The organism is Thermocoleostomius sinensis A174, from assembly GCF_026802175.1.
GTDB lineage: Bacteria > Cyanobacteriota > Cyanobacteriia > Elainellales > Elainellaceae > Thermocoleostomius > Thermocoleostomius sinensis.
In genome coordinates, this window is the sequence record NZ_CP113797.1 from 3,216,930 (window position 1) to 3,238,575 (window position 21,646).

Annotated in this window: 22 protein-coding genes; 13 read left to right on the top strand and 9 right to left on the bottom strand. The window is 47.8% G+C overall.

All coding sequences use genetic code 11. From position 1 onward, the window contains the following. Window positions 1-278 precede the first annotated feature (278 nt). The 7 genes from OXH18_RS13880 to OXH18_RS13905 form a co-directional block, all read right to left on the bottom strand. Window positions 279-1,004, bottom strand: a complete 726-nt coding sequence (locus OXH18_RS13880; protein ID WP_268607679.1) for a ParB N-terminal domain-containing protein — start codon at window positions 1,002-1,004, stop codon at window positions 279-281. Window positions 1,005-1,007: 3 nt separating this feature from the next. After that, the gene (locus OXH18_RS13885) at window positions 1,008-1,412 is read right to left on the bottom strand and encodes a ParA family protein (RefSeq protein ID WP_268607680.1); all 405 of its coding nucleotides are present in this window, start codon (window positions 1,410-1,412) and stop codon (window positions 1,008-1,010) included. Beyond that, window positions 1,369-1,776: an AAA family ATPase gene (locus tag OXH18_RS13890; protein WP_315874725.1), complete on the bottom strand. Its 408-nt coding sequence runs from the start codon at window positions 1,774-1,776 to the stop codon at window positions 1,369-1,371. Before OXH18_RS13890 ends, OXH18_RS13885 begins: the two co-directional genes overlap by 44 nt. Next, a complete protein-coding gene (locus tag OXH18_RS25205) occupies window positions 1,773-1,895 on the bottom strand; it encodes an AAA family ATPase (RefSeq protein ID WP_290428410.1) in 123 nt (40 codons plus the stop codon). The genes OXH18_RS13890 and OXH18_RS25205 overlap by 4 nt, the downstream gene beginning before the upstream one ends. Window positions 1,896-2,165: 270 nt before the next feature. After that, window positions 2,166-2,573 (bottom strand): response regulator, encoded by a 408-nt coding sequence (locus OXH18_RS13895; RefSeq protein WP_315874726.1) that lies wholly within the window; start codon window positions 2,571-2,573, stop codon window positions 2,166-2,168. Window positions 2,574-3,105: 532 nt separating this feature from the next. After that, window positions 3,106-3,513, bottom strand: a complete 408-nt coding sequence (locus OXH18_RS13900; RefSeq protein ID WP_268607682.1) for a response regulator — start codon at window positions 3,511-3,513, stop codon at window positions 3,106-3,108. 394 nt (window positions 3,514-3,907) lie between these two features. Continuing rightward, on the bottom strand, window positions 3,908-4,243 hold the full coding sequence (locus OXH18_RS13905; RefSeq protein ID WP_268607683.1) for a hypothetical protein: 336 nt from the start codon (window positions 4,241-4,243) through the stop codon (window positions 3,908-3,910). A 183-nt stretch (window positions 4,244-4,426) separates the two neighbouring features. On the opposite strand from OXH18_RS13905, the gene OXH18_RS13910 reads away from it, so the two are divergent. Beyond that, window positions 4,427-4,987: a Uma2 family endonuclease gene (locus tag OXH18_RS13910; RefSeq protein WP_268607684.1), complete on the top strand. Its 561-nt coding sequence runs from the start codon at window positions 4,427-4,429 to the stop codon at window positions 4,985-4,987. A 64-nt stretch (window positions 4,988-5,051) separates the two neighbouring features. Here OXH18_RS13910 and OXH18_RS13915 read toward each other — a convergent pair whose 3' ends face one another. Continuing rightward, window positions 5,052-7,226: an ATP-binding protein gene (locus tag OXH18_RS13915; protein WP_268607685.1), complete on the bottom strand. Its 2,175-nt coding sequence runs from the start codon at window positions 7,224-7,226 to the stop codon at window positions 5,052-5,054. Window positions 7,227-7,529: 303 nt separating this feature from the next. Here OXH18_RS13915 and OXH18_RS13920 point away from each other — a divergent pair, with 303 nt between their 5' ends. Continuing rightward, window positions 7,530-8,309, top strand: coding sequence for a TrkA C-terminal domain-containing protein (locus tag OXH18_RS13920; protein WP_268607687.1), 780 nt, complete (start codon window positions 7,530-7,532; stop codon window positions 8,307-8,309). Window positions 8,310-8,334: 25 nt separating this feature from the next. On the opposite strand, the gene OXH18_RS13925 is transcribed toward OXH18_RS13920, so the two are convergent. Continuing rightward, entirely contained in the window at window positions 8,335-10,179 is a 1,845-nt protein-coding gene (locus tag OXH18_RS13925; protein WP_268607688.1) for a response regulator, read from the bottom strand. 370 nt (window positions 10,180-10,549) lie between these two features. Here OXH18_RS13925 and OXH18_RS13930 point away from each other — a divergent pair, with 370 nt between their 5' ends. The 11 genes from OXH18_RS13930 (at window position 10,550) to OXH18_RS13980 (ending at window position 21,613) form a co-directional block, all read left to right on the top strand. Then, window positions 10,550-10,990, top strand: coding sequence for an Hsp20/alpha crystallin family protein (locus OXH18_RS13930; protein ID WP_268607689.1), 441 nt, complete (start codon window positions 10,550-10,552; stop codon window positions 10,988-10,990). A 422-nt stretch (window positions 10,991-11,412) separates the two neighbouring features. Continuing rightward, window positions 11,413-13,302, top strand: coding sequence for a molecular chaperone DnaK (gene dnaK, locus OXH18_RS13935; RefSeq protein WP_268607690.1), 1,890 nt, complete (start codon window positions 11,413-11,415; stop codon window positions 13,300-13,302). 109 nt (window positions 13,303-13,411) lie between these two features. After that, a complete protein-coding gene (locus OXH18_RS13940; RefSeq protein ID WP_268607691.1) occupies window positions 13,412-14,182 on the top strand; it encodes a ChaB family protein in 771 nt (256 codons plus the stop codon). A gap of 73 nt (window positions 14,183-14,255) precedes the next feature. Beyond that, window positions 14,256-15,251, top strand: a complete 996-nt coding sequence (locus tag OXH18_RS13945; protein WP_268607692.1) for a DnaJ C-terminal domain-containing protein — start codon at window positions 14,256-14,258, stop codon at window positions 15,249-15,251. Beyond that, window positions 15,248-15,580 carry a chaperone modulator CbpM gene (locus tag OXH18_RS13950; protein WP_268607693.1) on the top strand — a complete coding sequence of 111 codons (333 nt, stop codon included), beginning with the start codon at window positions 15,248-15,250 and terminating at the stop codon, window positions 15,578-15,580. Before OXH18_RS13945 ends, OXH18_RS13950 begins: the two co-directional genes overlap by 4 nt. A 36-nt stretch (window positions 15,581-15,616) precedes the next feature. After that, a complete protein-coding gene (locus OXH18_RS13955; RefSeq protein WP_268607694.1) occupies window positions 15,617-15,925 on the top strand; it encodes a hypothetical protein in 309 nt (102 codons plus the stop codon). Window positions 15,926-15,957: 32 nt separating this feature from the next. Further along, complete coding sequence (gene clpB, locus OXH18_RS13960) at window positions 15,958-18,585, top strand: ATP-dependent chaperone ClpB (protein WP_268607696.1); 2,628 nt, start codon at window positions 15,958-15,960, stop codon at window positions 18,583-18,585. Window positions 18,586-18,674: 89 nt separating this feature from the next. Further along, window positions 18,675-20,030, top strand: coding sequence for an SLC5/6 family protein (locus OXH18_RS13965; RefSeq protein ID WP_268607697.1), 1,356 nt, complete (start codon window positions 18,675-18,677; stop codon window positions 20,028-20,030). A gap of 4 nt (window positions 20,031-20,034) precedes the next feature. Then, on the top strand, window positions 20,035-20,268 hold the full coding sequence (locus tag OXH18_RS13970) for a DUF2905 domain-containing protein (protein WP_268607698.1): 234 nt from the start codon (window positions 20,035-20,037) through the stop codon (window positions 20,266-20,268). Window positions 20,269-20,344: 76 nt separating this feature from the next. Next, window positions 20,345-20,917: a phosphate-starvation-inducible PsiE family protein gene (locus OXH18_RS13975; RefSeq protein WP_268607699.1), complete on the top strand. Its 573-nt coding sequence runs from the start codon at window positions 20,345-20,347 to the stop codon at window positions 20,915-20,917. A gap of 27 nt (window positions 20,918-20,944) precedes the next feature. Then, window positions 20,945-21,613, top strand: a complete 669-nt coding sequence (locus OXH18_RS13980) for a DUF1614 domain-containing protein (RefSeq protein WP_268607700.1) — start codon at window positions 20,945-20,947, stop codon at window positions 21,611-21,613. Window positions 21,614-21,646 lie beyond the last annotated feature (33 nt).

Sequence of the window (21,646 nt, forward strand, 5' to 3'; positions counted from 1 at the left end):
TCGCTTATTCAAGGGTCGCAATGACCGAACATCAGCCTGCGGCTCTTTGACCAAAGCGATGACAACGGGGAACGGATGCAACGAGTGCTTCAAACGTTGCAATCTGATTAATGTGACTGCTGATTAAATTAGATTGAAAAAATGTAGAAATTCTGAAGTAGTACTCGACTGAGTTTCACAGAATTGCCACAACTATCCGATGCAGTCTTAGCATTACAGTTTTCACATTAACTACGCTGTCAATTATCTTCTGTACGGAAGAAACATCCCCAAGGGGCTTAATACATCCCTCCCCAAGCATCTAGGATCGTTAACATTCGCTTATCTGCTAAACCATCAACACGACTGACAATATCGCTAAAGGAAGTAAAGGGAGATTGCTTGCGAGCTTTCTCAATGTTTTTAATCAGCTTTTCAGCCGTTTTACCGCGAATACCTGCTATCGCCATTTTTTGTAACAGTTCCGCAGCGGTAGCAGCATTAAAAATTTCCAGCGGCTCAACTTTCTGCGGAATTTGTTGCTGAAGCGATGTAATTTGTTGCTCCAAACGCTGGACATCACGTTGGTGGGACTGCTTTATCTCCTGTAGTCCTGCATCAAGACGAGATTCTAGATTAGTCATACGTTGCTCTATCGTTGTTGATGCCTCAGTCGGCGAACTAGCATCAGTATACGGCTTGAGCGTGGTAGGAGTTTGTGTTTGATGTAAAGCGGCAAACTGCTTAATAGCAGCATCTTCTAGATCTTCAGGGATGATAAAAGCATTGACCATTTCGGCTGCCCGCGGGTTAATTTCTTTGGCTCTGACAGCAGCATAATATTCGCGATCGCCTGCCAACACCTCATAGGAATCGACTCCGGTTTGTTTAAGGAGTAGGGGAGAGAGTAAGCCATTGGCTTCTAGAATATTCTGTGCTAAGGTTTCTAGCTCATCCACCTTAAACTCTGAACGAGGCAGCTTAGAAGTAATACTCCTTACATCAACTAAATAGTATTCGCTCATGCGTTATACCCCAATTTTTTCCATCACTTCATTGGAGAGATTTCTGAACTCCTTAACAGAGTCAGAATTACTATCAAATTCAAAGATTGATTTTGGATCTGGAATTTCCAAACTGCCCATAGTCAGAGTTTTGTTCACACAATTTGATAGGGCAATGCGCTCGTAGATAACGGTATTGAGCACAGATAGCCCATATCGTTGAACAACTGCTTCACGCTGTCTCGGGAAGACATGTGTTAAATATCGATTGTTTGTCAACACTTTAGACGGAAGAACTCCCAAGACTTCCAGGGGGTGCTTGCCAATACTTGAGCGGGTTTCATTGACTTCAACAACGAAATTTTTTACATTACTTAAACCTTGATTAGCAAAGGGCTTCAAATCTGAAGGAATAATGAGATAGTCCAATGAGATAGTCCGCCGCAATTAAAGCAATCTCTGCGTAAAGATCCCTGGAGGGTGGCGCATCGATGATGGTGATATCGTAGTCATCCTCCACCTGTTGAAGTTTTGCATTGAGGCGCAGGCGACTGGCCGCAAAGCGAGTTAAGCGTTGCTGTTCGTCGATCAGTGTAATGTGAGATGGAATGACATCAATTTCCGGGTTGTTGAATCCATTGGATTGGCGAACAATGTCGGGAATAAAGTCAAACTCTCCAGAACTGATAAGTTGCAAAACATTTTTGTCTTTGAGATTGTCATCTTCATCAAACTGGAATTTGATCAGCCCCGTAGCAAAGGTAGAATTTGCCTGAGCATCAATGTCGATCAGTAATACCTTTTTGCCCTTATTTCTTTTTTGCCCTTATTTCTAAAGGCAGCCGCAAGGTTAACGGCAGTAGTGGTTTTACCAACCCCACCTTTGTTGTGATAGATTGCGATCGTTTTCATAGAGTAACTCTCTCAGCAGCAGAGATGTGTCTAACTTTTCACAACACATCTTTGTCAATCAGTAGTAAACACTGCATCGTCAACGATTGCTAGAATTGCTACCAGAATCTGAAACAAATCTTCAAGCTTAACAGAAACACAATAAAGATTGAGATCTTGTTCAAGCTGTCGTTATTTGCGATTGAGGCAACAAATGTCCAAACATCTCCACTGGATACAACACCGTAGAAGATAGATTCATTAGTATTGATTAATACACAGCTAATGGTATTAAACAACCCAATTCAAGCAAGCTGCAATTTCTCGATGCAGGGTTAAAGGGTTAAAGGGTTTACCAATTAAGCCTTTGATTCCTAGGGCTTCGTATTGCTTAACTTCTAAAGAATCGGCCTTCGCCGTGAGTAGGACGACGGGAATCGATCGCGTCTCTGGTTGAACCAATAGAGCATTGAGAAACTGATAGCCATCCATTCCTGGCATCATTACATCTAGAACGATCGCATCGGGATTTTCTGTCCTAGCTTTGTGCAGCCCGTCTTCCCCAGACTCTGCCACAATCACTGTCCAGTGGGCAATTTTTTCCAGACAGGTTTGCACAACGCGCCGCACATCAAACTCATCATCCACAAATAGGATACGTCGCGCGGTTGGAATGGTTGTTGCCGACGAGTCAATCATGGTCTGTTGCCGCATCGATCCGAGATTTGAGAACACCACTGCACTCCTACACCGAGAGGTCTTGTACCAACTAACCCTCAGTTTTGATACTGATAGGCTGTACTACTGGCTCAATCGTTTAAGTGTATCAATTTTGGCTTTCTATTTTGGTCCTACTTAAACCATTTATCTCCTCTTGACAGGGAAGAGATATCTACAAGCCAACCTCCCCCTAAACAGGCTAAGGCTCAGAGAGATGGGACAGGCACCCTGGAAGATAGAAATTAATCAGTGCAGGTTTTGCTTCCCATTTGAGAACAAAATTCTAAGGAAACGCTGAGGTAGGTCAGATTGCCTTGACTGTTCAGGAGATGTACTGCATTTTTTTGTTGGGATTTGGTAATGGTGTGGAACGACTGATGGAAGCTAGGAATTTAATCCGGTCATGATGCCCGTCCTCTCACTGGGCGGGCAAGATGCTTACCCTACAAGACAGTTACCCGATTATTTTTTTAACTTCCATCCAGTCGTTACTACGAACTACGAACCTGGTCTACCAGTGAAGTTGGGTGCCGATTTGATCGGCGAGATGTAGAATGTTGAAGGGTTTGAGGATGATCCCAGCAATATCGGAGTAATCTATTTCCAACTCCTGTATGGAGGTTGGATCAGTCAGGTCGGTGGGGTCGGTGGCGGGGAAGAGAATCACTGGAATCGGCCGCGTCGCTGGATTAGTTTTCAGGGTTTGCAGCCATTCTAGCCCACTGCCATCGGGTAGGCTCAAGTCAAGCAAGATAGCATCGAGCGGTTGGGTTTGGGCAAGGGTGAAGCCGTCCTGTCCGGTATAAGCCGTCAAAATGCTCCAGCCCTTGAGGCGTTCCAGGGTGACTTTAACGATCCGACAGAGATCGGGTTCATCATCAATCAGTAAGATGTAGCGATTGGAATTGGAATTGGGCATAGCATACTGAAATCTCCTTTAAGGATAAGTGGAGTGTTGCCCATGAGTACGAAGGGGTTGAAACTAGAGCGATCGCCTTCAACGGGTTGTACAGATTGTTGCCTACAACGTCATAACGTCATGTTGAGTTCTAACACGCCTGAGTTGAAGTGCTTCACCCAGACGTTCAACATGAACGCAATTGCAACGAACAACTGAAGCCCTGTCGTACTCCCAAGCAATCAAACACGAGTAACGAAAAGGGCATCACTCCAAGTTTTTATCTTGGCAGGTAGTGAAATCTTTTGAAAATACGGCATTCCCAACAAAACAGAGCGTATTTCACGCCAGGCTGCCTAATTTATTGTGGTTCCTGAGCTTGCACCTGAAGGAGTGTAAGGGTTGTAAGGATGGGTTAGAACCAGGGGCGCATTAGCGGAGCTACTGGCAAATCATCTGCAATCTTAATGACGGTGATTTTGGCATTTTCAACCACAGTGTTACCCAAAAGGGTATTGTGCATTGCCTCAAACTTTGATTCTGCTGTAATGGTGTCTTCGTAATGCACCATCACATGGTATCGCTGCTCAATTGGCACTCCTGTTTCAGAACGTTCCACGTTCTCCCAATCAAGATTCTGCTGTTCTTCAGCCCGCTGGCGGCAGGTTTCGGCTAATTGTTCCAGCGCGATTGCGATCGTATGTTCAGGCGTTTGACCATAGCACTGGAATACCTTCTGGATTGTGATCACTGAAACAGGATGATAGCTGACAAAGAAATTGTTCCTTCTCTTGAGGCAATACAGCGATCGAAAGGCTTCCAGTTAGATGCTCAGGATTGGTTTCAGTCATATCCACTGTGGCACAGCACGAGCAACTCCAGAATTACAAGCGCTACAATCTATCTTACTGGAAGGTGAGTGCTATCCTCTGCTATGACTATCGTCATTCCTCAACCTCTGACCCTAGAGCAGTTCTTGAAGCTGCCTTATATAGAAGATTCACCTGCATGGGAATTTAGCCAAGGAACAGCGATTCAAAAGCCAATGCCGGGTGGTAAACATAGTCGATTACAGTCCCGCTTGGGAGGTGCCATTAATGCCCTCAACTCTCCCTATGAAGCATTTCCTGAACTACGCTGTACTTTTGGTGGGCGATCCATTGTTCCAGATTTAGTAGTTTTGGCAACACATCAGATCCCCGTAGACTCTAATGGAGACGTTATCAGTACAGGAATCAATTTTGCACCTGCCTGGATGATTGAGATTTTATCTCCGGAGCAGGGTCAGATGAGGGTGACTCGCAATATTTTGCATAGCCTGCGCCACGGAGGGCAGATGGGTTGGCTGATTGACCCCGATGAGCGTGTGGTGTTGGTTTATCGTCCAGATTGCTTACCCAATGAATTGACAGATGATGCCTGGCTTCCCTGTCTGCCTGGAGTTGATTTGGTGTTGACTGTAGAGCAATTATTTGGTTGGTTGAAGCTAAGTTGAAGCTGAATAGTACTGCATCGATAACGTCGTCGAAGTCACGTTTATAGGTAAATCACTCAGCGTTCTAACTTACAAAGCTTTCCTGATTTTCTATGTCCTCTTCTTGCTTCTGTTCCGGACAGGGCAACGTGAAATAAAACGTACTGCCTTTGCCCAACTCACTCTCTGCCCAGATATGACCGCCATGTTGTTGCACAATCCGGCGACAAATTGCCAGTCCTAGTCCAGTTCCGCCCTTTTGGCGGGAGTCAGATGCATCAACCTGCTGAAAGCGTCCAAAGATGGTTTGCAACTTATCTGCTGGGATGCCGCGTCCCTGATCAGTGACCGAAAACCGGATCATAGCTTCAGAGGCAAGGGTTTCTGCGGTGACGATAATCGCGGTTTGCGAGGGAGAGAATTTGATGGCGTTGTTGACTAGGTTGACCAGAACCTGTACCAGCCAATCGGGATCAACCCAGACCCAAAGATTATCAGGTACAGTTGCCTCCAGGCGAATCTGATGGGCAGTGGCGAGGGCTTCAACGCTGGAAAAGGCTTGCTGCACCAGGGAAGTTACTGGACACCACTGAAATTTCAAGTCCACCTGCCCTGATTCCAGACGGTTTAATGCCAGGATGTCGTTGACTAGTCTCACCAACCGCTCGATGTTGTTATTGGCAATGCTCACCATTTCTTTAGCGGTTTGGGGATCGTCATCTAAAATGCCCTCGGCAACCAATCCCAAAGCGCCGCGAATCGAAGATAGAGGGGTGCGAATTTCATGGCTGATGATGGAGATAAATTCTTGCTTAAGCCGTTCCAGTTCCCGCTGCCGGGTAACATCCCGCAGGACGATTAATCCCCCGGTTACGGTCGTGCTGCCGTTGTGTAAAGGTGAGTAGCGGGCTTCAATCAATCGGATTTGCCCAGTTTGGGGATGGGAATGGGAAAAATCGAACGCCGTCACCGTATCCGTTGTCCCCAGATGAAGATGCGGAAGGGTCGCGTCTGGTAGGAGAGTGCGGAAGAGATTCATCCCACACTGCCCAATGGCGCGATCGCGGGGAATGCCCGTCAGGGTTTCCATGGCTGGATTCCATACGGTACAAATACCGTTTTCGTCAAACGCAGCAATGGCATCGACACTGCCGTTGATGAGTTGCAGCGATCGATTGCGTTCCTGTTGCAGCGCGTCTCGTAGTTGCACCTGAGTCGTAATATCTCGGCCTTCAGCAATTAACCACATCACCTGCTTCGATTGAGACCGATAAATGGGTTTTACCGATATATCAAACGTATGAGGTTGGTCAGTAGTGCTCTTGAAGGTGACTTCGGTGCGGAAGAAGTGCCCTGCTGCGGCTTGACCGACCGCCGTTTTAGCAATTTCAGTTAATTCAGGACGCTGCTGCCAGAGGGGGAATTCCCAAAAGGGTTTACCTAACACCTCCCTCCGACTGATCTGAGCAAAGGCAAGGGGGGCTTGGTTGACTTCGATCAAGGTTCCATCTGGTGTCAACAGTCCGGCAAATTCGTATAGCTCATCAAACACAGACTGAAATTTGTGTTCGCTCTGGCGGAGGTTGGACTCAGCCTGCTGTCGTTTTCTAGCTTCTCGTCGCAACAGGGCATAGATGGTTCCCAGGGACACCAGACTCAGACCATAGGCGATCGCCAGAATAGAATTAGATGTGCGTGTAAGTCGGGCAGTGGCGGCGGTGCGCTGTTCCAGCAGTTGTTCCTCGGTGGCGGCCATCTGGTTGAGCCGGGCAAAGATTTGTCGCTGGAGGCGATCGGGCGTTTGAATCACAGCAGAGATTCGCGCTTCAGATTGATTCCCCGTTGGGGATGGCTCAACCTGGGATTGATGGAGCACATGATATTGCTGCCAGAGGGCGTTGATTTCTTGCAGACGAGTTTGCTGGGTAGGGTTATCTGCGGACAACTGCTGAAGTTGCGCCAGGGATTGCTGAGTCTGTTGGACGCTGGTTTGATAGTCTTGCAGAAAGATGCGGGAGTCAGCCTCGATGCCCTGAGTCAGCCAATAGCCTCGCCGTGCTTTCGCCGTGCCATTCACGTTGGTTTTTGTCCGCTCTAGGGTGAGCAATACATTGTAGGTATGCTGGACTTGTTCCTGAGTCATTTGCCACTGGCGGGCATTGAAGAGTGCCACAACGCCAGTACTGCCCAACAGCAGAATGGCAACCAGCAATTCCGCATTGACCAATCGTTTCTGAAGATGAAACCGCCCCTGAGACAAAATTCTGCTCCTAAAATGAACAGGTTTTTCTTTTACGCTTGAACACTGAAGTGCCCACTGCGAGCGAGGGTGTCACTCCAAGGTTCAGTTCTGACGCTGCGCTACTCCTGACCATGAAAGAGTGTTCACGCTAATCGTAAAAGAGTGTTCACGCTAATCGTAATCTATGCTGATGATGGGAGAAAGAGGGGCGAAAACAAGGATTCTTCCTCTCTGCTAATCTCGCTTCTTTGTCAGCTTAAATCTGAACATTGAATGAATAGCATTGATGAATAACGCCCACCCAACGAGGAGGTGTTTTGCTTGGCCGCGCTAATATCTGTTCTACTGACTATTACCCTGTCTCTGCTGATCACTCGAATTGCGGCTGAGGCGCTGATTTTGACCGGGCTATCCCGTGAGGCGGCTAAATTTCAGGCCCATTCCGCCATTACAGGTTCAGGTTTCACCACGAGTGAATCCGAGTTGGTGGTTGCTCACCCGGTGCGACGACGCATTTTGATGTGGCTGATGCTGCTGGGCAATGCTGGGCTGATTACGGTGATTTCCTCGCTGGTGTTGACGTTTATTAATGTGGCGGGGCCGCGAGAGTGGCTGCCCCGGTTGATAATGCTCCTGCTGGGAATTGCGATACTGTGGGTGCTGGCAACGAACCGTTGGATCAGCCGTTTGCTTTCGTATTGCGTGGAATGGGCACTCCGTCGCTGGACTCATTTAGATGTGCGGGACTATGCCAGTTTGCTGCGCCTTTCGGAAGACTATGGGGTAATGGAACTACAAATTGACCCCGACGATTGGCTGGCGGACAAACCATTGCAGGAAACGAATCTATATCAGGAGGGAGTTCTGGTGCTGGGAATTCAGCGTTCTGATGGGTCTTATATCGGAGCACCCCAAGGTTCGACGGTGATTCATCCTAGAGATGTGGTGATTTTGTATGGTCGCCTAGATGCCTTCAGTGAGTTGGATTCTCGGAAAGCGGGGAATGCAGGAGATCAAGCTCATCAGGAGGCGATCGCCCATCATCAAGAACAAATGCGTTTAGAGCGCGAGTATCAGAATTCGGCACAGACAGGCAAATAATTGACTTGCCTCAATGACTGTTTCTTTAACCCATCTGTGGAGGGTTATTCCCCACAGTGCTAATCCGTCCCAGACGCTGTAAGATTCGCTGAATTAAATCGGCTTCGGCGATCGGCTTGAGGACGTAATCATCGGCTCCGACCGACAGGGCTTGCTGCAAGATATCTGCCTCGGCATGGGCAGACAGAAACAGGATGGGCAGCGCGTACCAATGGGCATCGCACCGAACTACCCGGCACAAGTCAATACCGCTATATTCGGGCATAGACACATCCAACAGCAGCAAGTCGGGGCGAGTGGTTCGCAGCACAGACCAGAATTGGCTGAGATCGCTCAGCCCAGTGACTTGAAAGCCCCAGGGCTGGAGTTGAGTTTGCAATTGCGTCAGCAAGTCAGGATCGTCGTCTACAATCAGCAGCTTGGCAGTGATGGGATCAAAACGATGCAACAAGCGATTGAGTACCCTGAAGATCTCGCTGGGAGATGCCGGTTTTTGTAAGTAGGCATCGGCTCCCAGGCGGGCAATGGCAATGCGTTCACTCAACGTATCTTGCTGAGTCAAAATCAGTACTGGCGTGGAACCCAGGCGTTTAATCTGAGCCAGGAGGTCCATTCCTGGTGTTTGGGTATCCGCGAGGTCCAGATCGAGAATGATGGCATCGGCTGTTTGGGTCAAAAGCTGCTGCCAGGCACTAGTGAAGTCGATAGTTGCATCCAGATGACATCCCCAACTGGGTGCTTCGGTTTGGAGGGGTTGAATCAGGGTTGAATCAGAAGCGATCGCCAAAACCCGGTGGGTCAAGGGCGGATGGGATGCTGCCGAGGCTGGAGCAGAATCGGTAAAAGGAGATTGAGTCGTAGCTTGTCGAAGTTGCTGTAACAGGGCGACTAGTTCAGGGGCGATCGCGGGTTGGGGTGTAGCCAGCCGTTGCTCGATGTGTCGTGCCAGTGTCGCGGCCTTTGGTTGCCCATAGGCACTGAGGGAGCCGATCAATCGATGGGCAATGGACTGTGCCTGCTGCTGTTGCGCTGGAGTCAGGGTTTTAGTTTCTAGGTTGTGAATCGCTGATTCTAACAGGCTTAACTGCTCCTGGAGTCGTCCTTGGAACTCCTGCCACATCTGCTCAATGGCGGCGGTCGCCTCCTGTTGTCTCACCTGCTCTTCAGCATTAAAGGGTTCCAGTGGCGTATCCGGTTGCCAAGCTCGCAAGCGATAGCCCAATCCATACAGCGTTTCGATCGGGTCGTTGGGCAGTCCGGCAGCTTTCAGCTTGCGGCGCAGTCCCCGAATTTGAGTGGTGACCGCTTCTTCCCCTGGGCATTCGTCAATGGACCAGACATGATCGAGCAAAGCCTTGCGGTCAAAAATGCGTTGGGGATAGCGCAAGAAGAGTTCCAGCAACTTGTACTCTTTGGGGGTGAGCTTAATCGGATTGCCCTGATAGGTGACTTTGCACGCTTGAGGGTCTACCTGTAACGCTCCCCAGGTTAGGGTTTCCGTCATCGGCGTTTTGCCCCGCCGCAGCAATGCCCGAATCCGTGCCAGCAATTCTGCCGCATCGTAGGGCTTGGTAAGATAGTCATCGGCGCCAGCTTCTAAGCCAGCCACGCGATCGCCCACCGCATCCCTGGCGGTCAATAGCAGAATGGGCATAGTTTGATGCTGTTGCCGCAGGGTACGACAAAGAGAAATGCCATCTACATCGGGTAGCATCACATCCAGCACGATTAAATCGTAGGGAACCGTTTCTAGCAGCGCCAGTGCCGTTTGAGCATTCGGTGCAGTGTCTACGGTCAACTGCTGGGCGGTGAGTGCAGTGCTCAGAGCAGCGGTTGTTTCGCGATCATCATCGATAATCAACAGTTTCATCGTTTCACTGCCACCCTACCCGCCTCTATCTCGATTTCCCTAAAAAAATCACTCATCCTTACAACTAACTTAATCAGCGATCGAACAACTCCGACCATTCCTCAGAAAGTCCTTAGATTTTTTCCCTACCTTTAATCTTGAATCTTTAGTGCAGAAATTTGGAGAAACTGATTTCTCTGTTTCCTGCTCAGATATAACGTTCGTAGTAACGACTTGAGTCGTCACAAATTAAAGCCTGCACTACAGATTCAACTAACCTGTCTCCAGTATTGGATGATGACTGGAAGGCGATCAAATCATTCAGGTTAGACAGTTCATTCGACCGCACAAACAACCTTACAAGTATCGACATTACAGGAGGTAAATTCCTATGGCACTCGTTCGTTGGGAACCATTTCGCGAAATTGATACGCTGCAACGGCAAATGAATCGCTTGTTTGACGAGATAATGCCAACTGTTCGTGAAGCTGGAGATGGTTTTGCCTTTGTCCCTCCGGCCGAAATGGAAGAAACCCCCGACGCGATTCATCTCAAGCTAGAAGTCCCAGGTATAGATGCTAAGGATCTGGATGTACAAGTATCAGCAGACTCTGTTTCGATCATGGGTGAACGGAAATCAGAAACAAAAACGGAAGAAAAGGGGATGACTCGCACGGAATTTCGTTACGGCAAGTTCCAGCGCGTGATTCCGTTGCCTGCCCGGGTACAAAACACCAATGTCCAGGCTGAATACAAAGATGGCATTCTGAAACTCAACTTACCTAAGGCGGAAGAAGAAAAGAACAAGGTTGTAAAAGTGAACCTGGGCTAGTCTAGAACGATCAATTCTGAGTGATTCAGTCATTGACTCTAACAAGGGGGGATCGGAAACAGGAACTTCTCTCGTCTGGAAACCCGATCCCCTTTAATCTGAACTCAGTTCTATACTCTTTTCTCAGGATACTTCTTTAGGCATCAGCGCTAAATGGTCATTTCTAATCACACCACACGTTATGACTCTAGTCTGTTATGCAGTCTGTTTCCTAGAGAATTCCTGGTAAAGAGAGATCGCAGTTAAATCTGCAACTATACCCCATTAAAGATTAGCTATCTTGCGAAATTCGTTCAGTTCGTAGTAGCGACTTGAATTGCAACAGATATGAGATCAAGTGCTTCAATCTCTCACTGGTAGCCCTGTAAGTTGATAGCACCGTAAACAGTTTGGGACATTTGGAATCGTGGAGGAAGCAAACGATGGCAAAAGTCGTTGGAATTGATTTAGGAACAACAAACTCCTGCGTGGCAGTCATGGAAGCCGGACAGCCCGTTGTAATTGCTAACGCTGAAGGTAGCCGAACCACGCCATCGGTTGTAGCGTTCACCAAAACGGGCGACAAGCTCGTGGGACAAATTGCCCGTCGGCAGGGGGTGATGAATCCCGATAATACTTTCTACTCGGTCAAACGATTCATTGGACGCAAATACGATGAAGTCACCGAGGAAGCCAAACAAGTTTCCTACAAAGTCTTGAGAGACAGCAACGGGAACGTTAAACTCGACTGCCCGATTCAGAAAAAGCAGTTTGCTCCAGAGGAAATCTCCGCTGAAGTCCTGCGTAAACTGGCGAATGATGCTAGCAAGTATCTGGGTGAACCCGTTACGCAAGCAGTCATTACCGTTCCAGCGTACTTCAATGACTCGCAACGACAAGCCACTAAAGACGCAGGTAAAATTGCTGGCATTGAAGTACTCCGCATCATCAACGAACCGACAGCGGCGGCACTGGCCTATGGATTAGATAAGAAAAGTAATGAAACTATCTTGGTATTTGACCTGGGTGGTGGAACGTTTGATGTCTCCATTCTGGAAGTGGGAGATGGTGTGTTTGAAGTCAAAGCCACCAGTGGTGACACCCACTTGGGAGGGGATGATTTTGATAAAAAGATCGTAGATTGGCTGGCCACTGAATTTCAGCACAATGAAGGTGTTGATTTACGCAAAGACAAGCAAGCCTTGCAACGGCTGACGGAGGCCGCAGAAAAAGCCAAGATTGAACTGTCAGGTGCGACTCAAACTCAAATTAATTTACCCTTCATCACCGCTACCCAAGATGGGCCAAAACACCTGGACATGACGCTGACACGATCGCAGTTTGAGCAACTGTGTAGTGATCTGCTCGATCGCTGCCGTAAACCTGTGGATCAAGCGCTTCGTGATGCGAAGTTGACCGCTTCTGACATTGATGAAGTTGTACTCGTTGGTGGTTCAACGCGCATTCCGGCGGTACAGCAACTAGTCCGGCAAATGACTGGAAAAGAACCCTGTCAGGGTGTGAACCCGGATGAAGTTGTTGCTGTGGGGGCTGCCATTCAAGCGGGTGTATTGGCAGGTGATGTCAAAGACGTGTTGCTATTGGATGTCACACCGTTGTCTTTAGGGGTAGAAACCCTGGGCGGCGTGATGACCAAAATCATTCCCCGTAACACAACGATTCCAGTGAAAAAATCGGAAGTCTTTTCCACCGCGGCTGATGGACAAACCAATGTGGAAATTCATGTGCTGCAAGGCGAGCGGGAAATGGCAGCCGACAACAAAAGCCTGGGAACCTTCCGACTTGATGGCATTCCTCCGGCACCGCGCGGTGTACCCCAAATTGAAGTCACCTTTGACATTGATGCGAACGGCATTCTCTCGGTCTCTGCTAAAGACAAAGCCAGCGGCAAAGAGCAATCAATTACGATCACGGGCGCGTCTACGCTTGATAAGTCAGAAGTCGAGAAGATGGTGAAAGAAGCGGAACGCAACGCCGAAGCCGATCGCCGCCGCCGCGAACAGATTGACACTAAAAACAATGCCGATTCCGTTGCCTATCAAGCCGAGAAGCAACTCAAAGACTTGGGTGACAAGGTTCCTACCTCAGATAAAACTCGTCTGGAAGGGATGATTCAGGACTTACGAACCGCGATCGAACAAGATAATTTCGATCGCATGAAGTCTCTCACCAACGAGATTCAGCAAGCACTCATGCAAATGGGTAGTGCTGTCTATGCCCAGGCAGGTGGTAGCACTACAAACGGTGGCAGTTCTACAAGCAGCAAAGGTAGTGATGAAGATGTCATCGATGCCGACTTTGTAAATCATTAACAACCTATAGAGGCATAAAAGAGAGACATAGAGACATCAAAAAACTCAGTGCTCTCCGTATCTCTGGGGTTCCTTCTTTCAACTTCCAAGACTACCAGGAGTAACAATCATGACTTCAGCATTCGCTAAACCTCCCGAGAAGTGCGTTTCCGCCGCCTTCAAAGATGAGAAAAAATTACAGAATGCCGTACAACGCCTGCTCGATCGCGGTGTTCCTAGAGAGCGCATTTCTATTGTTGGTCGCAACTTTCAATCGGAAGCCCGCATCACAGGATTTTTGACCAAAAAAGAGGTCATTTTGGATGGTTTGGCCAGTGGTGCTCTCTATGGTTCTCTCTTTGGCTCGGTTTTAAGCCTGCTCACTGGAGTAGGTGTGCTGTTTATTCCCTTTTTAGGGGCCGTGGTAGCAGCCGGTCCCTTGGCGGCAGCCCTACTGGGTGCTACCAGTGGTGCCCTGTATGGAGCATTAGGAGCAGGACTGGGATCGGCACTAATGTCATTAGGAATGCCCCAGGATAAAGCTGCCATTTACCAAACACGAGTGCAGGCTGGTGAATTTTTACTGGTGGTAGAAGTTCCTGAAGAAAAATCAGGCGAAATCTTCTTACTTCTGCAAAGTGCTGGGGGTGAAGAAGTTGCTACCACAGATATGCAGATTCCACGCCAACCTGAAGGCGAACTGGATGGAAGCGAGCAAATTTCACCAGAGATCAAAGCGGATTTGTCAGAAGAAGCGCAGCAAACCTTTGTGGAAACCTACAACCAAAGTTTGAGCGAATCTCAAGAGAAAATCAATGCCCTAACGAAAGCTTGGGAGCGCATCAAGCAATTATTCGATCGCGACGACAAAGGCATCTTTTCTAAGCGCAAAGCGGGTTAGGAACGGGCATTGGAGGTGATTTGTTCACTGAACTGCCTGATACACCACTCATGTTCATTTGGTAGAGGTGTCCATGGCTGCAACCGATTTCAAAGACTATTACAATATTTTGGGAGTCAGTAAAACCGCAACGCCAGAAGAAATCAAAAGAGCTTACCGCAAACTGGCGCGTAAGTATCACCCGGATTTGAATCCAGGGGATCAAGAGGCAGAAGTGCGTTTTAAGGAAATCAATGAAGCCCATGAGGTGCTCTCTGATCCAGACAAACGCCAGAAATATGACCAGTTTGGCCAGTACTGGAAGCAAGCTGCTGCGGGGACAGCGCCTCCTGGTGGAGTTGGCTTCGAGGGTATGGACTTCGGGCAGTATGGGAGTTTCGATGATTTCATTAATGAACTGCTGGGACGCTTCGGGCGCGGTGGTGGTACTGGACGGCGGGTGTATACTTACCGAACCACAACGGGGCCAGAGGGATTTCGAGAGTCTGTGGAATTTGGGGAAGATCCCTTCAGTCGCTTTGTGGAAATGCCTGCTCAGGATACCGAAGCGGCGATTGCCCTCACCTTTTCCGAGGCATTCCACGGTACTCAAAAACGGTTACAAATCGGAGATGAAACGGTCACCGTTCGCATTCCATCTGGCGCAAAGTCGGGGAGTCGCATCCGGGTGAAAGGTAAAGGGCAGATCAGTCCCTTCAGTCAGCAGCGGGGAGATTTGTACCTTACGATTGAGTTACTTCCTCATCCTTTCTACAGATTTGAGGGTAATCATTTGCTCTGTGAAATTCCGATTCGCCCGGAAGAAGGGGTGCTCGGCGCACAGATTGAAGTTCCAACGCCCGATGGCAAAGTAACGATGACAATTCCACCAGGGGTAGATTCCGGGCAAATCTTGAGATTGCGCGGCAAAGGCTGGCGTGATCCGAAAGGTAACCGGACGGATTTGTTGGTGCGGCTAAAAATTGTCACCCCCAAAGAACTGAGTGTGCAGGAAAGAGAATGCTATGAAAAGTTGCAACAGATCAGCAGTTTTAATCCTCGACGGGCGATCGCGGAGGTGCACCTATGACCACTAGCATGGGGTTGTCACGAGTAGTTTGGTCTAACGGGGGCGATCGCCTCTATAGCTTTGAGCAAGCAGCCTACTTTACCCAGACCTCAGTGTCGCTGCTTGAACGGTTTGTGACGTTAGGTCTGGTTGAACCGACGGGCACGATGCTACGTCGTCAAGATCTCATCCGTGTCGTGCAGATTCAGCGCCTGCGCCGCGATCTGGGGCTTAATCTAATGGGGGCTGCGATGGTGCTAGACATGGCAGCCGAAATCGCTCAACTCAAGGCGCAATTGCGGGCTTATCAAACAGAGCTAAAAGCCAGGAATGAGTGGGCTGGTTCTTAAACAGCAGAATACTGACTGCAATTGAGGAATTGAGCCATGCAACTAAGTCGCAACATTCTTCAACAAGTATTAGAAATAGCGGCTGAAAAGGAAGAAGCCGGGTTTGAAGAAAAAGAGATTGCTCATCTGTTTGGAGATGAATATGACCTGGTATTCCACCTAGATTATCTGAATGAAAAAGGATTTATCGCAGGGGAATTCACCCCAGGAGCCTACGCCGCATTTGCGATTTTGCCTGAACCGATTCACTTTATTCGCGGCAAAATCACCTTGGAGGGACGGCAATATTTGCAAGGGCTACAACAATCGAGTGAGGCTGCTGCAAAAAGTCAAGAAGGCTCTTAGACTCATCCTGTCAATTCCTGGAGGATTCAAATATGCAACCAACTAACCCCAACCAATTTACTGAAAAAGCCTGGGAAGCGATCGTCCGCACTCCAGAAGTTGCTAAACAATTTCAACATCAGCAAATTGAAAGTGAACATTTGATGCGCAGTCTTTTGGAACAGGAAGGACTGGCTAGTTCTATTTTTAATAAAGCAGGAGTCAATGTACAAAAGCTGCGCGATCGCACTCATGACTTCATTAACCGCCAGCCCAAAGTATCGGGTGGCAGTAGCGGTTCTTCTGTTTACTTGGGACGCAGCCTGGACACATTACTGGATCGAGCGGAACAATACCGCAAAGACTTTGGTGATGAATACATTTCGATTGAACATTTAGTGCTGGCGTTTGCCAAAGACGATCGGTTTGGTAAAAGCTTATTGCAAGAATTTGGATTAGATGAAAAGAAACTGCGTATCACGATTGAACAAATTCGAGGGAGCCAAAAAGTGACCGATCAAAATCCGGAGGGCAAATACGAATCCCTGGAAAAATACGGACGGGATTTAACCAAATTGGCACGAGAAGGGAAACTCGATCCGGTGATTGGGCGGGATGATGAAATTCGCCGCACGATTCAAATCCTGTCTCGCCGCACCAAGAATAATCCCGTCCTGATTGGCGAACCGGGGGTAGGTAAAACGGCCATTGTGGAAGGACTCGCCCAGCGAGTTGTCAGTGGCGATGTACCGGAATCGTTGCGCGATCGCACGTTAATCGCTCTGGATATGGGTGCTCTCATTGCAGGAGCCAAGTATCGGGGCGAGTTTGAAGAACGACTGAAAGCGGTGCTGAAGGAAGTCCAGGAAGCCCAGGGAAATATTATTCTCTTTATTGACGAAATTCACACCGTTGTCGGGGCGGGTGCCACGCAGGGGGCGATGGATGCGGGGAATCTGCTCAAACCAATGCTGGCACGGGGTGAACTGCGCTGCATTGGTGCTACGACGCTAGATGAATATCGCAAATACATTGAAAAGGATGCGGCTTTAGAGCGTCGCTTCCAGCAGGTCTATGTTGATCAGCCTAGCATTGAAGATACGATTTCTATTCTGCGAGGACTGAAAGAGCGCTATGAAGTGCACCACGGCGTAAAAATCTCGGACAGTGCTCTGGTTGCCGCTGCGGTGCTGTCTACTCGCTATATTAGCGATCGCTTTCTGCCCGATAAAGCGATTGATCTGGTTGATGAAGCAGCTGCCAAGCTGAAGATGGAAATCACCTCAAAACCAGAGGAACTGGACGAAATCGATCGCAAGATTTTGCAGCTTGAAATGGAGCGTCTATCCCTGCAAAAAGAAACCGATAGTGCCTCCAAAGAACGCCTCGAGCGCATCGAGAAAGAACTGTCAGACCTAAAGGAACAACAGTCGGCACTGAATGCCCAATGGCAGGCAGAAAAAGAAATCATCGATCAGATTCAAAAACTCAAAGAAGAGATCGATCGGGTCAACATTGAAATTCAACAAGCAGAACGAGAGTACGATCTCAATCGAGCCGCAGAGTTGAAATATGGTAAACTCACCGATTTACAGCGACAGGTAGAAACTGCGGAAGCTCGTCTTAGCGAAACCCAAACTGGTGGCAAATCGATGCTGCGAGAAGAAGTCACTGAAGCCGATATTGCCGAGATTATTTCTAAGTGGACAGGGATTCCAGTTAGCAAATTGGTGGAATCTGAGATGCAAAAACTCCTGCACTTAGAAGAAGAATTACACCAGCGCGTCATTGGTCAAGATGAAGCGGTCACCGCTGTTGCGGATGCCATTCAACGCTCTCGCGCCGGACTTGCCGATCCCAATCGTCCGACTGCCAGCTTTATCTTCTTAGGCCCGACTGGAGTGGGTAAAACAGAACTGGCCAAAGTGCTGGCGGCCTATTTGTTTGATACCGAAGAAGCGATGGTGCGCATCGATATGTCCGAGTATATGGAAAAACATACGGTTTCTCGGTTGATTGGTGCACCTCCGGGCTATGTGGGGTACGACGAAGGTGGACAGCTAACGGAAGCCATTCGCCGTCGTCCCTACGCTGTGATTCTCTTTGATGAAATCGAAAAGGCGCATCCGGATGTGTTCAATGTGATGCTGCAAATTCTGGATGATGGCCGTCTGACCGATGCCCAAGGACGGACAGTCGATTTCAAAAATGCGGTCATTATCATGACTAGCAATATCGGCTCCCAATACATCTTGGATGTAGCGGGTGATGATAGTAAATATGAACAAATGCGCGATCGCGTTATGGAAGCGATGCGAACCAGTTTCCGCCCAGAATTTCTCAACCGGATTGATGAGATCATTATTTTCCACAGCTTGCGACCGGAGCAGTTGCGCGAGATTGTGAAACTACAAGTTCAGCGACTGGAACAACGCCTGGTTGAACGCAAACTGGCGCTGAAACTCTCTGATGAGGCGCTCGATTGGTTGGCTCAGGTTGGCTACGATCCCGTCTACGGAGCGCGTCCGCTGAAACGAGCCATTCAACGAGAACTGGAAACGCCGATCGCCAAGGCAATCTTACGCGGAGAATTCCATGAAGGAGACACGATTTATGTTGGGGTTGAAAATGAACGACTGGTCTTTAAGCGTTTGACCCCTGAACTCATCCGTGCCTCATAGTTTGCTCAATTGCATCTCTCATAGGCTGTTCTCACTCAGACTAAGTCTAACTCCCATCCTTCTGATTCCTAACGACTTCTCATCAAATCATGCGTTTGGAGCTTACCCATATCGAGAATAATGAGACTAACTGCCCATCTCACCATCGCTCACTTGATGTTTGGTCATTGGCAACATTGTTAATTTGTTCCCACTACGGTCTGGGATTTATTTTGGGAACGGCTGAGCAGTCTGTTGCAGTCGGTGCAGCGGGCAGCCTCTATGCTGTTTCCCTGAGCATTGGTTTTTTGGCACTCCTTCTTTTGGTTAAATTTTATTGGCAAACAATTGACCAAATTTGGACACTACTAGGTAATCGATACGGATCGCTAGTTAAGGTTGGGATTGCTCTAATGTCCTGGGTATCTTTAGTCGGAATTGCTGCCGTTCAAATGATTGCCGCTGCTGCCGTTTTAAGTATTGCCGGTTTTTCAAGCAAACTGACCATGATCGGGTTGGCAATTACCCTAGGCTTGCTCTCCCTGACTCCTGTCGAACGGGCTAGTCAGGTTTTTCGAGGCTTGCTATTGTTCAATATTGGCACATTACTCTATGCCCTTTGGCAACTCCATAGCCTCTCAGAACTAGAGTTCGTTCCGCTACAATTTTTGCCCGATTTACAACATCAGGTGGAGTGGTGCCACGAGCTAGGTATCTCAGTTGCTACGATTCTGATGGTAATGGTTGACATGAAATGTCAGCAGTTCATTGTTCAAGCAAAAACGGTTCGTGTTGCCTATTGGGGCTGTGTATTAGCTGCGATCGCGTTATTTGGACTGGCATTTTTACCAACTGCTGTGGTTTTGGCGGGTCAGCATCAGGACATCATTCCAGGAACTTTGTCTGGTAAAGAAATCCTTCCCTATATTTTGTCTTGGGTCGGTGGAGGCACAAAACACTGGCAGAGCATTTTATTCATTCTCTCTCTTGTTGTTCCGGCATTAGGTATCGGGAGTAATGTGCTCCGTATTCAAACTAAGACAATTTTAGATTTAGAAATTTTTCCCAATTCGTCATTTACTCGAATTTGGATTACGATTCTCAACACTCTTTTTGTTTTCGTAATTGCCCTCAGAGGCGGAGAAATTGTGAATTTAATCCTTAACTTTTATGCCGCCTATGTATCTAGCGTCTGGATTCCTCTCATTGCCTATCTCCTGGCTCAAACAAACCGCTATATGTTCTCTCCTAGAAGTGTTCAGATGGCTCTATTAATAGGTGCGATCGCTTCTGTTGCAACACTAGGGGTCACATTAGTTGATTCGCATTCCGTGTTGTTTGGTAGCAGTGAATTAACCATTCTGATGATGGGTATGGGCGCGAGTTGCTTGACTTTACTGTTAACTCAATTACTCCCTCAAGTACTGATAGGTTATCTTAAATTTCCTCACCGAGAGGAGGTGTAGCTTCATGATTGCAGAAATTGGCAAAACACTAGTAGCTGTCGGGGCAGGAATTTTGTTGTTAGGAGGCTTGCTCTGGTTGAGCAGTGGAACATTGAAGCATTTTCCGATTGGTCGTTTGCCAGGAGATATCCTGATCCAGAATGAACACTTTACCTTTTATTTTCCTTTAGCAACGTCTATTTTACTGAGTATCGGTTTAAGTGTACTAATCTGGATGTGGCAATCTTTTGCGCGCTGAATGGATAAGGTGTGTATTTTTTTGTATTTAATGAGAGTTCCATTCTTAATCGGAAGACATTCGCTAGGGTAAGCGTATGAACGCAAAAGATAACGAGAGAAAGCATACGTATTTGGGAATTACTCATGGTTTGAATTCCTCTCCATTCAGTCAATGCTGGCAATCTTGGTTTCACCGAGAAACCATTGTCAGGAATCTAGAATTTGTTCAGGATTTGGTCGTTGTCTCCTTATGTATTGGCTTATTTTGTGTAATGTTGATTCGGTTGGGTGAAATGTTTCTTTCGCTGCTAGAGCCAATCAATTTTCAAGCCATTACCTCGGACATATTATTTATCCTGATCCTGGTCGAAATTTTCCGTTTATTAGTGATCTACCTGCAAGAGCAACGAATTTCGATCGGAGCAGCCGTTGAAGTGTCCTTAGTGTCAGCATTGCGAGAAATTATTTTAGAGGGAGTCCTGGAAGTTCCTTTGGACAACCTACTCGGAGCCTGCGTCTTCCTCGTTGTATTGGGCGGATTATTATTTTTGCGAGTCTGGATGTTTCAACAGTTTGACGCTGTGAAGCAGGCTAACAATGGAAAATTTCTAGATAGCCAAGACTCCAAATCAAGACGTGCTTCAGTTGTTGAACACTATCCTTTTTGAGTTTGATATGAATGCTCTCAATAATTTATGATTTACTTGCCAGTCACGCTGCTTCTCTTTGTAATCTTCCTGCTGCTGTTTCCATTCATCTGGTTTGCGATCGCCCTGGATGTAGTGGAAGTTGCAGTCGCCAAACTGGGTTTTTCTCCTAGTACCGCATTCCTCTTATTTGCCGCTGTAATTTTAGGCAGCACGATCAATATTCCGTTATATGAACGAGTTTCGCGTGTGCCGATGATTCCAGACTTTGCTGACCTCTGGATGGCTCGATTTTGGGGCATTCCCTTACGCAAAATTGAACAAAAGACGATCGTGGCGCTTAATGTAGGCGGTGGTTTAATCCCAACTCTATTAGCTCTTTATGAATTCACACGTTCTGATCCTTTCGCTATTTTAGCTGTCACTGCCGTTGTTACCTTTACAAGCTACTTCTCGGCTCAAATTGTTCCAGGCATCGGTATCCAAATGAATGCGCTGGTTGCGCCGTTGACAGCCGCCCTGATGGCGTTGTTAATCGTTGGAACTGGTGCAGCCCCCGTGGCCTTTGCAGGTGGCGTTTTAGGAACTTTAATCGGTGCTGATTTATTGCATCTACCTGAAATTGAAAAGATGTCAGCCGGGGTTTTGAGTATTGGTGGAGCGGGTGTATTTGATGGTATTGCTTTGTGCGGACTTTTTGCTCTGTTACTCACTTAAACCTACTCATCACTGAAAAAATTTAGTTCCTTT